Origin of the sequence: Pantoea sp. Ap-967 (assembly GCF_011752565.1) — a bacterium.
In the GTDB taxonomy this organism is placed as follows: domain Bacteria; phylum Pseudomonadota; class Gammaproteobacteria; order Pseudomonadales; family Pseudomonadaceae; genus Aquipseudomonas.
On sequence record NZ_VWXK01000004.1, the window covers coordinates 212,042 to 229,012 of the forward strand.

Annotated in this window: 16 protein-coding genes; 7 read left to right on the forward strand and 9 right to left on the reverse strand. The window is 54.9% G+C overall.

From position 1 onward, the window contains the following. The first annotated feature begins 567 nt into the window (after window positions 1–567). Window positions 568–1,314: a hypothetical protein gene (locus F3J45_RS06640; protein WP_167059180.1), complete on the forward strand. Its 747-nt coding sequence runs from the start codon at window positions 568–570 to the stop codon at window positions 1,312–1,314. Window positions 1,315–1,416: 102 nt separating this feature from the next. On the opposite strand, the gene F3J45_RS06645 is transcribed toward F3J45_RS06640, so the two are convergent. Continuing rightward, window positions 1,417–1,581 carry a hypothetical protein gene (locus F3J45_RS06645; protein WP_167059183.1) on the reverse strand — a complete coding sequence of 55 codons (165 nt, stop codon included), beginning with the start codon at window positions 1,579–1,581 and terminating at the stop codon, window positions 1,417–1,419. 248 nt (window positions 1,582–1,829) lie between these two features. Between F3J45_RS06645 and F3J45_RS06650 the strand changes: the two genes are divergently transcribed. From F3J45_RS06650 to F3J45_RS06660, 3 genes are all read left to right on the forward strand, one after another. Beyond that, window positions 1,830–3,413 (forward strand): recombinase family protein, encoded by a 1,584-nt coding sequence (locus F3J45_RS06650; RefSeq protein WP_167059186.1) that lies wholly within the window; start codon window positions 1,830–1,832, stop codon window positions 3,411–3,413. Between the two features lie 437 nt (window positions 3,414–3,850). Then, complete coding sequence (locus F3J45_RS06655; protein WP_167059189.1) at window positions 3,851–3,997, forward strand: hypothetical protein; 147 nt, start codon at window positions 3,851–3,853, stop codon at window positions 3,995–3,997. 65 nt (window positions 3,998–4,062) lie between these two features. Further along, window positions 4,063–4,341, forward strand: a complete 279-nt coding sequence (locus tag F3J45_RS06660; protein ID WP_167059192.1) for a hypothetical protein — start codon at window positions 4,063–4,065, stop codon at window positions 4,339–4,341. 984 nt (window positions 4,342–5,325) lie between these two features. Here F3J45_RS06660 and F3J45_RS06665 read toward each other — a convergent pair. Beyond that, complete coding sequence (locus F3J45_RS06665) at window positions 5,326–6,150, reverse strand: hypothetical protein (RefSeq protein ID WP_167059195.1); 825 nt, start codon at window positions 6,148–6,150, stop codon at window positions 5,326–5,328. A gap of 298 nt (window positions 6,151–6,448) precedes the next feature. Here F3J45_RS06665 and F3J45_RS06670 point away from each other — a divergent pair, with 298 nt between their 5' ends. Both F3J45_RS06670 and F3J45_RS06675 read left to right on the forward strand, forming a co-directional pair. Beyond that, the gene (locus tag F3J45_RS06670) at window positions 6,449–6,715 is read left to right on the forward strand and encodes a hypothetical protein (RefSeq protein WP_167059198.1); all 267 of its coding nucleotides are present in this window, start codon (window positions 6,449–6,451) and stop codon (window positions 6,713–6,715) included. A gap of 279 nt (window positions 6,716–6,994) precedes the next feature. Continuing rightward, the gene (locus F3J45_RS06675) at window positions 6,995–7,387 is read left to right on the forward strand and encodes a hypothetical protein (RefSeq protein WP_205300426.1); all 393 of its coding nucleotides are present in this window, start codon (window positions 6,995–6,997) and stop codon (window positions 7,385–7,387) included. An 836-nt stretch (window positions 7,388–8,223) separates the two neighbouring features. On the opposite strand, the gene F3J45_RS06680 is transcribed toward F3J45_RS06675, so the two are convergent. From F3J45_RS06680 to F3J45_RS06705, 6 genes are all read right to left on the reverse strand, one after another. Continuing rightward, window positions 8,224–9,441 carry a hypothetical protein gene (locus tag F3J45_RS06680; RefSeq protein ID WP_167059201.1) on the reverse strand — a complete coding sequence of 406 codons (1,218 nt, stop codon included), beginning with the start codon at window positions 9,439–9,441 and terminating at the stop codon, window positions 8,224–8,226. Window positions 9,442–9,727: 286 nt separating this feature from the next. After that, window positions 9,728–10,531 carry an endonuclease NucS domain-containing protein gene (locus F3J45_RS30470; protein ID WP_167059204.1) on the reverse strand — a complete coding sequence of 268 codons (804 nt, stop codon included), beginning with the start codon at window positions 10,529–10,531 and terminating at the stop codon, window positions 9,728–9,730. A 583-nt stretch (window positions 10,532–11,114) separates the two neighbouring features. Further along, complete coding sequence (locus tag F3J45_RS06690; RefSeq protein WP_167059207.1) at window positions 11,115–11,870, reverse strand: DUF3944 domain-containing protein; 756 nt, start codon at window positions 11,868–11,870, stop codon at window positions 11,115–11,117. A 243-nt stretch (window positions 11,871–12,113) separates the two neighbouring features. Then, the gene (locus F3J45_RS06695) at window positions 12,114–12,389 is read right to left on the reverse strand and encodes a hypothetical protein (protein WP_167059210.1); all 276 of its coding nucleotides are present in this window, start codon (window positions 12,387–12,389) and stop codon (window positions 12,114–12,116) included. After that, entirely contained in the window at window positions 12,386–13,366 is a 981-nt protein-coding gene (locus tag F3J45_RS06700) for an integrase domain-containing protein (protein WP_167059213.1), read from the reverse strand. The genes F3J45_RS06695 and F3J45_RS06700 overlap by 4 nt, the downstream gene beginning before the upstream one ends. A 412-nt stretch (window positions 13,367–13,778) precedes the next feature. Further along, entirely contained in the window at window positions 13,779–14,603 is an 825-nt protein-coding gene (locus tag F3J45_RS06705) for a hypothetical protein (protein ID WP_167059216.1), read from the reverse strand. Window positions 14,604–15,027: 424 nt separating this feature from the next. On the opposite strand from F3J45_RS06705, the gene F3J45_RS30280 reads away from it, so the two are divergent. After that, a complete protein-coding gene (locus F3J45_RS30280; protein WP_255431987.1) occupies window positions 15,028–15,159 on the forward strand; it encodes a hypothetical protein in 132 nt (43 codons plus the stop codon). A 392-nt stretch (window positions 15,160–15,551) separates the two neighbouring features. Here the strand turns inward: F3J45_RS30280 and F3J45_RS06715 are convergent, their stop codons facing one another. Next, entirely contained in the window at window positions 15,552–16,706 is a 1,155-nt protein-coding gene (locus tag F3J45_RS06715) for a Fic family protein (protein ID WP_167059219.1), read from the reverse strand. Window positions 16,707–16,971: the final 265 nt, after the last annotated feature.

Consider the following 16,971-nt stretch of genomic DNA (forward strand, 5'->3'; position numbering starts at 1 on the left):
CCAAGATCGCCTCATTCCTCTCCTTTTCAAAGGGTTTCAAGGAGATTTTATGGTGCGGAGACAGACGGGGGGTTGTTGGCCGTGAGGGCCCGGTTTTCACGGGAGTGGAATTTGGTGGATTTTTTGGCGTACCTCATAGGGTATCTATAAAAAATCAGCTAGTTATGGCTTTCAGTGGAATCGAATCGGGAATTGCGGAGGCTCCTCCCGCCCACTTTAAATGGGACATAAGGAACGGCAGAAACCGACCCAAAGCGGTCCTCCGTGAGGGGCAGAAACCGTCCAGAAGCGGGCATCTTGCAACGTCCCATAGGCACGAGAGAGAACCCTTTTTGATATCATTTTCCCCGTTGATAAACGCATCGGTTCGATGAAGTTTGATATCGGCCCTCTGCTTTCGGATACTACTGAAGCAGCTCCCCCCTTTCGAGTTTGGGGAGGGAAATGGTGGGTCTTAATCGCCGCTTAAGCGCTATTGACCTATTAGGAGGGGCTTTGAAGATAGTTCACACACTGTATCGGCCTGCTAAAGGCTAAGATTGCAATGCTAAATTTATCGAAAAGAAAATGAATACCACACAAAAACTAATAAACGAGCATGAAGATATAGCCGCCTTACTACATCGCTGGGCTAATTTAAGGGGCGTGCACGGGGCATACAAAGCATTTCTGAACGAAGAAATTCTAGTGGGTGAGGATAGGGTCTGCTCTGACATTGCCGACGTAAAGCAAGTCGCCAGCTCACTGCTCACGGTGTACTATTCATATCTTTACAGTATGTTTGACAAGCCGAAAGCATCTACCAACTTCTTAGAAAGTACAAAAAAAATCTTACCCGACCTCGACTCCAAAGCCACCGAAATATGGAATTATATCAACGGCCTGTGGTCGGCAATAGAAAGCGAAATGATGCAGCTTCGTCACAAAATAGGGTTTCACGGAGAGAGAACCTTCGACGGCATGACTCATGGCTACAAGCAGTTTCACAAGATAAATCCATTAATACCAGAGCAGATACTATTATGGATGACGGTTTTCTTTCGTTATGTTGATTTAGCTTATAGCTTAAGTGAAGCACACCTCCATTCTTTGGATGGAAAAGCCGTTGACGGGTTCTTTGCCTATGCTCTAGATCAACAAGAGAAGCTGGCGATATTCTTATTTGCTAACACTCAAGAGTTTATGGATTCGATGACTGAAGAGTTTCTGGTTAATGGTGGTGACATAGATGATTTTAAACAAGCGGTTAGAGATAAGTTTTATTCCTTGATAAATTTTGATCCTCGCTCTGCCGCTCATGTGGTCAAAGATTAACATTAACCTATTCAGCCATGCGAGTTAGTTCAGAGGCAATGCTAATGAGCGGATGATAAGCGTGGCATTGTAAATGGCCAGCCGAGTGGCTGCTATTGTCCGTTAGCGGCCCTTGCGAAGGTCAGCTATGGGTTGATAGCGGTCAGTCGTAACTGGCGGCTCGGCGATGCGCCGCAGGTAGGCAGTGGGCTGCTCGATTGGCGTGCGCTGAGACGCCAGTACGAAGCGGTTGAAGGCATCGTGCAGCACGTCACAGGTGCGTAACATGCACTGGGTCTGCCGGCCAATCCCCACTAGCAGGTCGGAATATGCCCACTGCAAATTGATGCCTTTCCACTCCTTCCCCATTCTCCCTCTCCCTGCAAGATGGCGGATCATAGGCACCCAGAGCGCCTATAGCAAATGGGATTCATTCTTTTTTGCAGGTATTGTGTAGTCCGTACCTGTTCTCAACAATTTAATATGTAACCCTCAGAGTCTGTTACCATCCACCTACAGCTTTCGAGGTCCAGCAAATGAAACAAGCCATATCTTACGTTCGCTTCTCAAGCCACCGACAGCAAGGCGGCACCATTGTTGAACGGCAGGAGAAGATGATTGCTGAGTGGCTGACCTCACACACTGACTACGTGCTGAGCCCCCTCACCTTTCAAGACCTGGGCAAAAGCGGTTTCCACGACGACCATAACAAAGACGGTGGAGGATTCGCCCAACTACTGACAGCGGTACAGGCCGGCCTGATCGGAGCCGGTGATGTTGTGTTGGTGGAGGCCATCGACCGAACAGGCCGACTCCCTGCATTCGAAATGATCGCTGACGTACTGAAGCCGATCCTGTACGCAGGGGTCAACATCATCACACTCGATGATCAAATCGAATATACCAAGATGTCTGTCAACAATGGCCACATGCACTTGCTCGCGGCCAAGATTCAGGCAGCACACCAGTACTCCGAGACGCTTTCGAAACGTGTGACAGCCTCTTATGACAAGCGACGGGAACAGGCAAAGGAAGGCGTCACGCCGAAGCGCATGACTCCGGTATGGCTCAATAGCGACGGCTCTGTGCGTACAGACGTAGCCCCTAAAATCAAGGAAGCATTCGAGCTGTACGTCTCTGGCGTAGGCAAGTCCACAATCGCCAGGAGGATGCGTGAATCTGGCGTTGAGCGCCTTGCCAAGTGCAGTGGCCCCTCCGTGGAAGGCTGGCTACGAAATGAAGCAGCCATTGGACGATGGGACGGCAATAACGTTTACCCCGCCATCATCGAACCGGCCCTGTTCTACAAGGCCCAGATCCATGCAGAGAAGGTGAAGACACAACGCCCGGTGAAGACCGCCAAACACTTTCTTGTCGGTTTGGTGAAATGCGGGTCATGCGGCAAGAACTACATCATCCAGAACAAGGATGGTAAGCCCCACTCCATGCGTTGCCGTATACGCCAGAACCTGAAGGGCTGCGATAACTCGCACATCGTCCCTAAGCCAGTGATTGAGGCCATCTACCGCTGGACCTCCACGCAAGCGGCCTGGGATGCACTCACCCAACAGCAGATGAGCGTCAATGCGAAGGAGATCATCACTAAGGAAGCTGAGCTTCTCGATCTCAGCAAGAGAGCACGCGAAATTGCAGACTTTATCGTCAAGATGGGGACCAAGCCTGAGCTTACGGAAGCATACGAAAAGGTCACAGCGAGCCGTGACTCCCTTGAAAGCGAGCTGACAATTCTCCGTAAAACAGAGGATTCAACGTTCACCATGCACTGGAGCCAAGCGGCCAAGGCTGAAGACCTCAAGAGAGACGACCCCCAGCGCCTTTCCGCCATGCTGCGTAGTGTTGGGTACGAAATCGTTGTAAATGCCGATGGCTGCATAACCACGACAGGATCAGATTGCCTTACATACCAATACGGTGGTGTAGACCGTGCCAGCGGCATGTACAAGGTCATGCGTGGAGACAAGATGCAGCTAGTGCACAAGCTCTCTTATGACGTGTTCTCGGATGAGCAGGATGAGTGGCACGGCTACAACGACGACAGCCCGGCTGAGTCGGTCTGGCTGGACGAGGACTACAAGGATCTTCAGGATCAACATAAGTAACCCTGAGGAGCAAATCTTGTGAAGGGGGTAGCGGATGAAAAATCCGCCTTGGGGCTGCGTCCGAGAGAAAATAGTGCAAACCACTCGGCTCTAGGCCTACAGCGATTACCCACTATTCACCCACAAAGTACGCACAAGTTATCCACAGGCGCTTGTGTTGCAAAGACCACAAGACCTCATTATCTTGTATCCCAGAAACGCAAAACCCCCATATCTTGGGGGTTGTAGAGGTAAGCCAGCGAGCTGAGCACGGTCTGTCGCCAAACTTCACGTGCCCTGCTCGCCCTCCCCGATACGCGCATTTCTAAGAACGCATGAATCTGGGTAGGCGGTCATTAAGCCAAGAGCGTGACCGTCACGTCAATACACGTAAAGTGTAAAAGGCGTCACGCCCAGAGGATTGCACACACTGCAGATCCTCAAGAGGCCATATCTACATGCGTAGACGCCATCCTCGCCGCTCGTCGGCAGCTCGCAACAAAACCGTGTACGTTCACGCCTACCCACGTTTCCGCTTCGGCCGCTGGGAGCACGTCTGCCAGCACTACCGTAGCGCTCCGTATCAGCTGGCATTCGAGTTCTAAGCCAATCAGGCCACACCCGTAGGGTGTGGCCACCCACCCATTAGAGCACCACGGAGAGGTAACACATGAATCAACACGAAGAAGGCTTGGTAAGACAGTACAGAGGCGTCATCAGCGCTCTCGGCGTCGTTGCAATGAAAGGCGAGGACGTGACTGAACGAGTGAAAAAAGCGGTCACAGAACACTGCGAACACTTCCGAATCCTGAAGTCGAGCGAGCCTCAGAACAACCTCATTGCCTACCGGGCAGCACTGAAGATGGCAAGCCACACGACCCATGAATCCCAGCCCCAGGTTAAAGCAACCTACGATTACGCCCTGAGTATTTGCCCGACCGAGCTGTAAACAACAAGGAATGTGCAGATGGGCCTCAAGGACAAGATCAAGAGTAGACTCAAGCACGACCGGCTAGCGAAATCGACTGTTGCGGTCGCCGGCCTAACCAGTGCTGCATCTACAGTTGTTGGAGTTGCGGCCTCAGCAGCTGCCCCGACCGGCCTATCTGCACTCACCGTCGCTTTAGGCATAACTAGCGCCCCGCTGGTCGTCGCGGCGGCCCCTATCTTCGGTGGGGTGGCGGTTGCCGCTGTGGCTGTAGCGGGAACCGTCCGCTTTTAGAACCAGATCCAGATGATGCTGCGGAGTCGCTTGGAGAAGATGGGAAATCGACTTGATATAGATACCCTGCCCCGCCGCCGATAGGATTGAATCGCCCCGGCTTTTCTAGACCATTTTGAGCGGCTGCTTTTGGCCGCTAGCCGACATCGGCCAACGGCTGCAATGGGTCGTTAGCTGTCCCCCACGAAGAGCAGCTATGGGTCGATTGCAACATGTCTCTCAACGCCTGCGGCCCTGCATAGCTCAGTTGCCTGCCGTAGCCGAAATTGCGGCCATCGCGTCTACCCACCAATGCCATGTCGAATCACCTCATCGCCTGGTCTCCGATCCTCGCCCCACGTCATCCTGCCAAGAATGTTGAGTGTTATCAGGGATCAAGGCCCCTGCGACCTGTGGGGAATGTCGTCTACGCGGGACTGGCTGCTCCTTACGACCGAGAGCAAGGGCATCTCATGATCTGGCCTCCTGAGCACCGTTACCGGTGGGCGGGTGGAGGCAGCATTGGCTGACGAGACCAGTGCCTGAAGATCCTGAGCCGGGTGAACACAGCAATGCGATGACCGGGGCATGCCTGACTGTCAGTCAGGTGCAGTCCATTCCTTGGTCTGCGGCACCATCATCTACATCACTGTTGCTGGTGGCATCGGCGTTTGTCACGAGGGGAATTGCCGCAAAGCCATCTGCGATCAGGGCGACTGCAGCGTATGAATGTCAGTCCAGCGCAAGTGTGCCCGAAGGCAGTCGATGATCCGCTTCAAGGGTTTTAAAGTACTCGGTGCTTTTCTCAAGGATCGCTCGCCACTGCGGGAGCTGGCTCTGGTCAAAGTGCAGCTTCAATATGAAACCGTTAGGCCAGGTCATCTGCATGATGCATTGTTGGTTTTTCGCGTTCACGACGGGGTCGTAGCCGAATGCAATCGGGTCACCCTGGCATCCAAAGTACACCGGCAGGCCATCGGGGTAGCGGATGCCCAGATCGGTCGAGCGAAAATAGCTCGGTTTGCCGGGCACTGCATACTCCTGCAGGGAGGGGATGGCGGATACCGGCTGCGGGGCGCTTCTGCGGCGGACCATGTCTTGCTCAAGCTCTTCGACACGGACCGGGCGAACGTTCGGGTCGTTCTGGTAGAACTCGAAGAGGACGATATCACGCCCTTTCTGATCATTGCTCAGAACGCCTTGCTTCCTTTGCTCGGGCGTTGCCGGGGTGAAACCCGGGAACCACACAGCAAAGACCCTACCCCCTGACGCCGGCAAGGGCCCGGTTACGAACTCGGGCACGAAGTCATCAGGGATGGCCACTTTGAGCCCGGCCAGTTCGTACACCCAGCTGGTCGCACCGGGCCGGGGCCCCTTGATCTGGTAGGTACAGTTGTTCTCTTTTTCGCACATGACTCTGAAGAAGTCTTGCTTGGCCGGCTGCTCTTGGGCAGACGAGTTGCCCGGATAGAGTGATACCAGCCCGAACAGGCCGGCCAGCGCAGCATTGCCGGCTTTGAAGTGCAGCGGTTTGTCAGTATTCACAGTGGTGGTCATTCCATTGGTTCAAGTCGCATCTTCCCTGGTTTTTCGAGGTGACGCCGAGCGCCGCGTTTCAGCGCAGCAACGCTTGAGCCGTTTGCTGCCACTGGTATCCACGGCGAGGTAGCGCCCGATCATTCCAGCGTTTGGATGGATCTCAATGGCAGTGCGCAGAGTCGTCGTTGCGGGCACGCAACGCAGCCCTCTCCCTAGACGGGTAATTGCCTCGTCAGTTTCAGCAATCCCTGAAAAACAGGGAGGGGGCGTGTGCTAGGCTCGCGGTGCATCTGCCGGCCTGCACCGCGAGGGAAAAATGCTGGAAATCGAAGTATCGACCGTCGCCGACCAGAGCCTTTTCGAGCAATCGGCGTGCACCCTGAAAACCGGGCTGGGCGGGCGCTGGACGCAGCGCCTGGACGGGCTGGATGAGCGCTACTGGGACCTGCTGGTCGAAACGCAGATCATCACCTTGCACCTGCAGCATTATCTGGGGATCTGCGTGCTGATCCCTTCGGGTTGTGAACAGCTGGCTGCGCGGGTCCGCCAGTTGCTCGGCGGCCAGGTGAGCCGGCAGCACTGATGGCCTCATCGCCGGTGCTATCTACCGCGTCGCTTGCTTCGCGGGCAAGCCCGCTCCCACAGGGAATTGAGGCGCACCTGCTGGCACTGTTCCCTGCGCGACAGCGCAGCCCGTAGGGCGGGGTGATCTCCCACCGTGAGTGCGTTGGCTGGGAAAAGAGCATATTGGACAACAGCTTGAGCTCAGCGGGCTGCTTCATAGCGGGAAACACCCGGCAACTGTTCTCTAGGGAAACCCAGCCGAACATTTCTTACCATAGCGGCCAGCAAAGGAGCCGCCGTGGTCACCACCCCATCCCTCATCTTCAAGATGAAGCCAGCCGACCTGGTAGAGCACCCCACTGGTGGCATCGTCTTTGGTGTGATCCCACCTATTTCTGCCATGAACCTCAACCTTGCCGAAGCCAAGGTCTATGTCAAAGTCGGCCAGCACTTTCAAGGCAAGGGAGGGCATGCCAGCGGTCACGGCATTCTGCACATCTGGCACGGTAAAAAAGCCTTTCTCCGCAAGCGTGAAATCAGTAGCCCTGACCAGTTGGCTGCCTTCATTGCCTCGCTCATGGTACTAGGCACCGAGATCTATCACGATGCCAACCATCCTTCAGCTTCAAAAGCGCATCACGCTGCTGCGAACGGTAGATGGCACGCTGACGCTGGAACCCCGCGAAGGTGACCGGGTGCTCGGCTTCCACTACTCCGTGGTCACCTGGACGCCCCAGCCCACCGCGCGTGGTACCAAAGTCGGTGAAATCATGATCGATTGGGCAAAAGAAAAGGCGACCCTTTCGGGGTCGCCTTTGGATGTTACTGAGGCTGTAGTCGCAGCGATTCTTTAGTTTCCGGATCTACGATCCATCAGGTCAGAACCCAGTCAAATCATCGGCCTTATGGTGGGGCCTATCGACTGTCCCTACGTCAGTGAGCGCCAGCTTCACTGCTGCCAGATTCGGGGGGCCAATTACTGGCAAGCCATGCCCAAAAATGCGCGTTTGCAGTCCTCGGGGAACATTCTCGAAGATTTGCCCTTAAAGGTCAAACCACCTGTTATTGGCAATTTGTTTCAGTGAACGACTGACACCAGCGCCTTGTTGCAGACACAAAAAAGGCCTGCATCGCTGCAAGCCTTGATAGGTGGTGCCGGAGACAGACGGACGGTTGTTGGCCGTGAGGGCGCGGTTTTCGCGGGGCTGGAATTTGGTGGATTTTTTGGCGTACCTCAAAGGGTATCTATAAAAAATCAGCTAGTTATGGCTTTCAATGGAATCGAATCGGGAATTGCGGAGGCTCCTCCCACCCACTTCAAATGGTACCTAAGGAAAGGCAGAAACGACCCATAGCGGACACCCATTCAAGTAAGAAGCTCGGAACAGCACATGACTTGTTGATTCAGCAGGGACCTGTGGGATCGTGCAAGCCTGACGACAGGCCGCTTTCGACCCGAAGCTGCCCTTCATGTCGGGCAGCTTATGGCCTGAGGCTGTCATTGAGGTCTATAAAACCAAAGGCGATTCATTCAGCAGTTACCATCTCAAAGAGAAACTGATCGGTACTCTTCCCAGCCGCCATGAGTGGCAATGAAAGTTCAGCTACAAGTGAGTTATTGTGAGTTGAGAAAAACTCACTGGCAATATCGTCCAAGTCGCCTCCGGCAGCTTGGACATGCAAATCAATGAGGGATCGACGAGTCGACAGCAAGACAATCGGCCCTCTACCATCACGAGAATGTATCTCCAGCACCCACTTGTCGCTCTCATGAATATTGAGCTTCTCGCACAATCCTAATAGATAGTCACGAGCTTCTTGTCGGATTTCTTCATTGAACCATAAGCCAATACCAACAGAGAGATCCGGGATTCCGGCGGTGAGCGGCCCAATGTAGTCGTAAACTTCTCCGGCAATGGTGCCGCTCCACAAAATTAGTTGAGCATCATGACACTTGAAACCGTCATTGGTAAGCGTCAAGCCACAAAAAGTAGGCCAGATGAAGTCTCCGCCACTACCTCCACGAGGAGCTCGAAGTTTGTCAAGATGTGTCCTCTGTAGCTCGATTCTCAAGCAGTTGTCTGCAATTCTACCCAGCCCTGACAACCCTTGAGTAAGTCTTTGATAGGCCGGATAGGCGGTAATGTCAGCCAGATCGATACGAGTTCCGTTCATGCTATTGTCTCCAAGGAATTTCTTCAATTGCTCAGTAAGATAGTTCAATGCACTAGTCGGTGAGCGATGATCCTTAAATTCGCGCAAGTACTTTTCAATAGAGCGCCAATGCAAGGTTTTATGAGTCCAGTCTGATGGTGGCAACGTAGAATGTGTAATTAAGACAAGGCCGCCAAACGTCTCCTTCCGACTTCTACGGTATGACTGATACATGGACAGCTGATCTACTCTCCCCAACTCATCTTGGTATTGGGTAAATCCAGCTGCAATTTTGCTCTCGATGATCAGAAAAAAATTAGAGCATCGCCCAATCAGGTCTGGGCGCTTACCCTCCGCCCCATGGTCGCCAGGACCGATGACGTACTGAGTTTCCCAGACAATGGAATTGAGATTATTCAACTCACCAAGTTGGGCCGGTGCTAATTTGAAGAGATCAGTCAGGACCTCTGCGACTCGACCACCAAGCGTTACCTGACGCAGCCACTCGGCAAAGAGTTCGGTGAGGAAGTCCTCAAGGGGTGTCCGAAATTCGTTCTGTCGGAACGCGAATAAGCGATCAAAAAAACTCATACCTTTCCTTGGCCGTTGGGTACAAGAGCAGATTCTGGCATATTCAGGCGCTCTTTAGCAGGCAAAATGCCATTAATGCCGTTAGAAACGCGCTCATTTGTTCGCCTACCTCAAAAAGACCTCCGAGAGCAAAAACTGGAATTAGACATAATCTCCGCTTTTGGCCCCTTTCATCTCGTAGTCAGCAGCAGAAAACGACCAGAAGAGACCGTAATCCTATCTCGTCAGCGCTCCATTCACTGGAAGATATTGGCTGACCATGGCTTTGCTGGCGGGTGGCATCCAGTCAACTATGCAACGCCACGGATCGAAGCGATACAGCAAGGTCATATTCCATCAGGCGGACATTTGGCACTTGCGATGCCGCGTATCGCAGTTTCTGGCCGATGTCCGACGCAACGATGACGCCATACACAGTTCTCTCGCCCGCAAGGTGCTCTTTCACCCAGCCCATGTAACGAAGGATTTGTCCCATTGCCGCGTCAGGCCCACGGCCTAGTTTCAGTTCGAGGACATAGAAATCACCGTTTCCCGTCGCCAGGATGTCAATTGGACCGACGTCAGTCTGGAACTCCACTCCGTCGCGATCGTCCGTGCGGTATAGCGTGAGCGGCACATCATGGCCAGGTAACTTGGGGAGTTTTTTAGCAAGGTAATCGCGCAGGTGTGCCTCCAGAGCGAACATGCTGTACGCCTCATCGGATGCCTCAATAACCTCACCTGTCGGCAGCGGATTCTCACCCATCCCGTCAGCGAGGCGGACGAGCATTGCGCCATCAGCAGATTGTGCGATCTCCCAGACGCCGTGCTTCTCTGGTTGGTACCAAACGACCCGGCCGCGCCCAGTGCTATACAGATAGTCGTAGGCCGTGTCTGTAAGCCTTGGTTTCTTGTTCTCGCTGTAATGAATACGTGATGGGTGATTCACTGCCCCCGAGATGATGCTGCACGTCATGGAACTGTCGTTGACGTCATGACCATACATCGACCTCACCATTGCTTTAATCGCAGCGTAGGTGCATTCCCCGTTCATCTGCTGTGCCGCTTCCCGAACCATCTGCCATACCGGCGGGCGGATGCTATTGCTCACTTTTTGTACTCCTCGTTATGTTCTGTTTTCGCGTAATGAACCAGGCTCTGATCGTATAGGATTCATTTGATCGTTGTAGCGCTGAGCCAGGAGCCTTCTGCTCGACTTAAACATTGAGTTGCCCGATTTTTCTAGACACAGAATGACCGCCTCCGGCCGATTGCTGCCCTTCGTGAAGGGCAGTTTCGGGTCGATAGCGGTCCGTCGTGACTAGCTGCTCTCGACCCATAGCTGTCAGTGACCAATAGCGCAAATTGGCTTCGTGTTTGAGGGAACCCAGCGGAATGTGGAATACAACAACGGGCGCTCCCTGAACCTACACCAGTACAGCCTGCTGGCCACTGACTCGGCGGGGCGAGCTTTGCTGGGGGACGATTCCCGCGACGGTGCTATTGCGTGAAAATCAGACGCAGGGCTTCACAAGTGGTATCAGCCTGCTCAAAGTAAACGTCCGGCGAACTCACCTTCCGAACTCCAGCATTAAGGTCAATGGTGTCCGCTCAAATACATGGGCACCATCGCTTTCAATGCTGAAGCTCGGAAGATGAGTTCGCCGGACACTTACAGATCCATAGACAATGAGTCAACCAAACGAAACCTGTTCAGCCGCTGCGCCGTAAGCCTGTTTCTGCCGAAGTGCGGCGATCTGGATAACGGTCGGAATGGTGACCCTGAAGGCTGGACTGGCAATGTCCACGGCAGTCCACGCTCCGGTGACAACCCAGCCGATCGGCCCGGTGATGACCGCCATCGTTCTCATCATCGTGCCGGTGGCAGCGAAGCTCAGGCCGCGACCGATGAGCGCCTTGAGGACGGCGTTGACCACAATCGCCGTCAGTTGATACGACTTGAAGCCGCCTGCCCGAAACACGGTTTGGAATACACCAAACATCGCTTCCGCCGTAAACAGGTTGGTGTTCTTGAGGCCAATGGATTCGCCCAAGGCCTTGATCTCTTCGGCGGACATCTTTTCCAGCGCGTCGCGCAAAATCTTGCTCAGCAGGTTCTGTTCGATCAGGTCGATGCTCGAGCCCTTGTTGTAGTTGACCTTGAGCTTGTCGCAGACATCCTCCAGTACCTCACGGTACAAGACACCTTTACCACCACGGAGCATCGTGGCAATCGTGTTCCCCCCGAAACACTGGATCTCGGCGGCGATCTGCTGCCAGTAACGTCTGTGGTCAGGATAATGCGACTTATATTCGGGCGTCGTGGACAGCTCTTCGGTCAGCCGCGAGCTACCGTCTTTGTCATAAACCAAGCAATAGACCAGATCATTCAGGTCACTGGAATCCATCGAACCCAGGAATTTCAAATCCGGATCGTCTCTATATGCCATATCTCGCTCCATGCTTTGATCAGTGTGTCAGGCATACGGTAAAAGGCCGTAATGCTCTGCCCTTATCGGCGGCCATTCCGGAACCTTGATTTTAAAAGAGCAGGGGAAACCGGGAAGTCTCCCGCTTGATAAGACCGAACAGAGACACGATGCTCGCATCTATCCTGGCCTGTAACCGGCCTCCGCCAAGGACAGCTATGGGTCGATTGCTTCCAGTCGTGCCTATCCAGAGCAGTACCTCGCTCAGAGGTTGAACACCCATGCTTTTTGCAAACGACGGGCGAGCAGCCGCACAGTCAGCAGATAGTAATACCGCGTCGCCTCGCTGCGTCGATTTAGGCGATGCTCAAGAAGCCAATCCACATGCTTTTTCTGCCAAGCCCAAGGCGTCTGTCGCTGCCAACGCTCTGAGATTTCTGCTTGGATGACTCTCGCCTGCCGCAAATGGCGTTGTTGTGTGGAATGCGATACGGTCAGCACCGCAGCCAAGAACAGCTCCATATCGAATACCTTATTCATCTGCGACCTCCTACGTAGGCAGCGACAACGTCGATCCGACCGTGCCCCAGTTCATAGCTGATTTGCCGTCGGGCTTCACGATCAAGGTTTCTATCTGCCAAGGAGCATTGGCCACCGTTGATAGGCGCGCGATGTTGGGTGATTTGCTTATAGCGCTCACATGCGTACGCCGCTCGTAGCTCATGGAAGCCTTTGAGATTGTGTGCATGCAGGATGTCCCGTGCAGGGCGGATGATTTCTTGCAGAAGATTTAGATAGCTTTCGTGTGGCGCAATCAGGTTGCGGCTATCCGCAGGCGACACCTGTCGTGCAAACTCAAGTGCACCTCGAACATGGTCGTCCACCGCGATCCAGCGTGGCGCTGAAGCCCCGGCGCGGCCGCCTTTGGTGCCGTCCTGGATGTTAATCCTGCCTAGGTCGTTAGCCTCACGGCTTAGCCGTGGCAGATCAGCCAAGATAGCCTCACGCAAGCGCATGCCGGTGGCTCGCGCCAACAAAACAATCGCGGCAGCCCATAGTTGATGTTGGTTACAAAGCGCATCGACGATCTGCTTAACCAGCTCGCGGTCTTGGCCCTGCGGCACTGAATGTCGAACCCCGGTGCGCTGCATAACCAGCGCCTTGCTCGGACTTGGCAATTTCACGCACTGATCACCGCGAAGCGCCGTCATGGTCCTGTTAACGCTGGATAGCCGATTTTGTGCGGTGCTGACGGCGAGGTCACCGCGCCCAACCGCGTCGCGCAGATACGCTGCATAGTCGGCCAACACTTTTCGATCAATCTGCCGCGCATCATTGATACCGGGTCCCTGTTCGGAGCGGCACCATTTCACGAATGCCAGCCACCGATCACAGTGTGCCTTCACCGTGCCGTAGTGGCCACCGCAGAACATGTCTTTCAGCGCCTGCGGCCCTGCGTAGCTCAATTGCCTGCCATAGCCGAAATTACGGCCGTCGTGTCTACCCACCAATGCCATGCCAGTCACCTCATCATCCGATCTCCGATCCTCGCCCCACGTCATCCCGCCAAGAATGTTGAGTGTTATCAGGGATCAAGGCCCCTGCGACCTGTGGGGAATGTCCTCTTCGCGGGACTGGCGGCTCCTTACGACCGGGAGCAAGGGCATCTCATGATCTGGCCTCCTTAGCACCGTTACCGGTGGGCGAGTGGAGATTGCATTGGCTGACGAGACCAGTGCCGCGAGATCCTGAGCCGGGTGAACGCAGCAATGCGATGACCGGGGCATGCCTGACTGTCAGTCAGGTGCAGCCCATTCCTTGGTCTGCGGCACCATCATCTACATCGCTGTTGTTGGTGGCATCGGCGTTTGTCACGAGGGGAATTGCTGCAAAGCCATCTGCGATCAGGGCGACTGCAGCGTATGAACGTCAGTCCAACGCAAGCGTGCCCGAAGGCAGGCGATGGTCCGCTTCAAGGGTTTTAAAGTACTCGGTGCCTTTCTCAAGGATCGTTCGCCACTGCGGGAGCTGGCTCTGGTCAAAGTGCAGCTTCAATATGAAACCGTTAGGCCAGGTCATCTGCATGATGCATTGTTGGTTTTTCGCGTTCACGATGGGGTCGTAGCCGAATGCAATCGGGTCACCCTGGCATCCAAAGTACACGGGCAGGCCGTCGGGGTAGCGGATGCCCAGATCGGTCGAGCGAAAATAGCTCGGTTTGCCGGGCACTGCATACTCCTGCAGGGAGGGGATGGCGGATACCGGCTGCGGGGCGCTTCTGCGGCGGACCATGTCTTGCTCAAGCTCTTCGACACGGACCGGGCGAACGTTCGGGTCGTTCTGGTAGAACTCGAAGAGGACGATATCACGCCCTTTCTGATCATTGCTCAGAACGCCTTGCTTCCTTTGCTCGGGCGTTGCCGGGGTGAAACCCGGGAACCACACAGCAAAGACCCTACCCCCTGACGCCGGCAAGGGCCCGGTTACGAACTCGGGCACGAAGTCATCAGGGATGGCCACTTTGAGCCCGGCCAGTTCGTACACCCAGCTGGTCGCACCGGGCCGGGGCCCCTTGATCTGGTAGGTACAGTTGTTCTCTTTTTCGCACATGACTCTGAAGAAGTCTTGCTTGGCCGGCTGCTCCTGGGCAGGCGAGATGCCCGGATAGAGCGACACCAGCCCGAACAGGCCGGCCAGCACAGCGTTGCCAGATTTGAGGTACAGCGGTTTGTCAGTATCCACAGTGCCGGTCATTCCATTGCTTCAAGTCGAATCTTCCCTAGCTTTTCGAGGTTACGCCGAGCGCCGCGTTTCATTGCAGCAACGCTTGTGCCGCTTGCTGCTACTGGTATCCACGGCGAGGCAGCGCCCGATCATTCCAGCGTTTTGGATGGATCTCAATGGCAGTGCGCAGAGTCGTCGTTGCGGGCACACAACGCAGCCCTCTCCCTAGACGGGTAATTGCCTCGTCAGTTCCAGCAATGCCTGAAAAATCAGGGAGGGGCCGTGTGCTAGGCTCGCGGTGCATCTGCCGGCCTGCACCGCGAGGGATCAACGCTGGAAATCGAAGTATCGACCGTCGCCGACCAGAGCCTTTTCGAGCAATTGGCGTGCACTCTGGAAACCGGGCTGGACGCAGCGCCTGGACGGGCTGGATGAGCGCTACTGGGACCTGCAGGTGGAAACGCAGATCATCACCTTGCACCTGCAGCATTATCTGGGGATCTGCGTGCTGATCCCTTCGGGTTGTGAACAGCTGGCGGCGCGGGCCCGCCAGTTGCTCGGCGGCCAGGCGAGCCGCCAGCGCTGATGGCCTCATCGCCGGTGCTATCTACCGCGTCGCTTGCTTCGCGGGCAAGCCCGCTCCCACAGGGTAAATTGCAGCGCGCCTGCTGGCACTGTTCCCTGCGCGCCAGCGCAGCCCGCAGAGGTGGGTTGGCTCTCATGGAAAACATCATAACAATATGATTTAACAGATAATTCTGTAGGAGCGGGCTTGCCCCGCGAAGCAGGCGACGCGGTGGATGGCACCGGCTTCGCCGGTGTTCGCGGGGCAAGCCCGCTCCTACAGGGGGGCGCGGCGCACCTGCTGGCAATGTACCCTGCGCGACAGCACTACCCGCAGGGCTGGGTTATCTCCCATAGGGTGTTGGGTACATGTCGAATGCCTGCTCCCACCTGAGCACCTGGACCAAACCACTATCACGGCTTATCAAGTGGCTCAGGGATGAAACCCTGCTCTCTCAGTGCCTTGATTACCCCGCGTATGAGGTAATTACTGGAGAAGCCAATCGTGTACTGCCTTGACCCCGCGCTAACCGGAACAAGCATGCCTTGGTCGACCAGCCTCTTGATCTGATAGGTTCGCTGGCCAGCCGTGAGCTTGGGCAGCGCATGGGCAATGTCTGCCGACTTCACTACCTTCATTTTGATCGCACAGGCCAGGACGTGCTCTTCAGCTTCTGTAATCCACTCGCGGCTGCGCGCAAAAGCCACTGCCGGCGACAGGATGCACTCCGTGAGATAGGCATAGTTGGTAAGCCTGTCTACTTTCTCAAGCTCGTCCCGAATGCCTTGCAATACATAGACGCACCACGCCTCCAAGCCCTCGGTGGTGCCGGTATCGGCCACTCCAAGCATGGCGTAGTAATTTTCTCGGTCATTGCAAAACACTGCCGTAGGGTTGAGCACCCTCCCACCCACATTTACGTTGAAGCCGTACTTCATCAACAGCGCATAGGTGAGCAGCCTCACTACCCGCCCATTGCCATTGCCGAATGGGTGAATCCAACCGAAACGATGGTGGGCCAAGGCAACCTTCATCAACGCGTACTTGGGTGAGTCGTCGCGATTGATGAAGCTGACCAGCTCCTGCATGTATTGGGACACCAGCACAGCATCTGGCGGGGAGTGTTCGGATTGGGAAATCCTGACAGGCCCTTCGCGGTAGGCCCCGGGCGTCTTGTCGCCTTCGCGGCGCAAACCGAGTACGGTCAGGGCATGCAGCTCGCGAATGGTGTGCTCTGTCAGGTCTACACCAGGCTTCATCACCTCCTCGATGTAGTCCATCGCCTTCTCGATATTTGCAACCTCAAGCAACTGATCAGTGCTTTCAGCTTTCCCTTCAACCTTGCTGTCAATGTAGTCCGCCAGGGTGGTGTGGTTGCCCTCGATCCGCGCAGACCCCAAGCTCTCCAACGTATGGAACAGCCCCTTGAGCTGGAAGAAAACCTGCGGCGGCGTGTCCCCCTCCAGCCTCAACCTGCGCAGGAATTCAAGCTCACTCAGCACGTCAACCAGAGGCGAGTCAAAGGAAGGGTTCAGCAGTCGGAGATCGTGATGAGAAAAGCTGGCCATCTAAAAATTATCTCTAATCGGCAAACGCACTATCTTTAAATTTTTTGACAAACACCCCGTAAATACTGGGCGAAAGCCAGAAACCAGATAAGCACTATCTCAAAAATCGTGCAAGCCTAAGTGGAAAGTGGTCAGAGATTAAGTCGAAAACGGCGCCCGGTGGGCAGCGGCTGGAAGGCGTCGGGGTGAAGGAAGTAGAAACAAAAATGCCCGCACAGGGCGGGCATTTTAGGGAAGGCTATATGCAAACAAAGCTGCATCAAAC

Coding starts and splice junctions, on each gene's coding strand:
- F3J45_RS06680 (WP_167059201.1), bottom strand. CDS start 9,441: ATGAGTTTTTTTGATCGCTTATTCGCGTTCCGACAGAACGAATTTCGG.
- F3J45_RS06650 (WP_167059186.1), top strand. CDS start 1,830: ATGAAACAAGCCATATCTTACGTTCGCTTCTCAAGCCACCGACAGCAA.
- F3J45_RS06665 (WP_167059195.1), bottom strand. CDS start 6,150: ATGACCACCACTGTGAATACTGACAAACCGCTGCACTTCAAAGCCGGC.
- F3J45_RS06660 (WP_167059192.1), top strand. CDS start 4,063: ATGAATCAACACGAAGAAGGCTTGGTAAGACAGTACAGAGGCGTCATC.
- F3J45_RS06700 (WP_167059213.1), bottom strand. CDS start 13,366: ATGGCATTGGTGGGTAGACACGACGGCCGTAATTTCGGCTATGGCAGG.
- F3J45_RS06640 (WP_167059180.1), top strand. CDS start 568: ATGAATACCACACAAAAACTAATAAACGAGCATGAAGATATAGCCGCC.
- F3J45_RS06715 (WP_167059219.1), bottom strand. CDS start 16,706: ATGGCCAGCTTTTCTCATCACGATCTCCGACTGCTGAACCCTTCCTTT.
- F3J45_RS06690 (WP_167059207.1), bottom strand. CDS start 11,870: ATGGCATATAGAGACGATCCGGATTTGAAATTCCTGGGTTCGATGGAT.
- F3J45_RS06645 (WP_167059183.1), bottom strand. CDS start 1,581: ATGTTACGCACCTGTGACGTGCTGCACGATGCCTTCAACCGCTTCGTA.
- F3J45_RS06695 (WP_167059210.1), bottom strand. CDS start 12,389: ATGAATAAGGTATTCGATATGGAGCTGTTCTTGGCTGCGGTGCTGACC.
- F3J45_RS06670 (WP_167059198.1), top strand. CDS start 6,449: ATGCTGGAAATCGAAGTATCGACCGTCGCCGACCAGAGCCTTTTCGAG.
- F3J45_RS06705 (WP_167059216.1), bottom strand. CDS start 14,603: ATGACCGGCACTGTGGATACTGACAAACCGCTGTACCTCAAATCTGGC.
- F3J45_RS06655 (WP_167059189.1), top strand. CDS start 3,851: ATGCGTAGACGCCATCCTCGCCGCTCGTCGGCAGCTCGCAACAAAACC.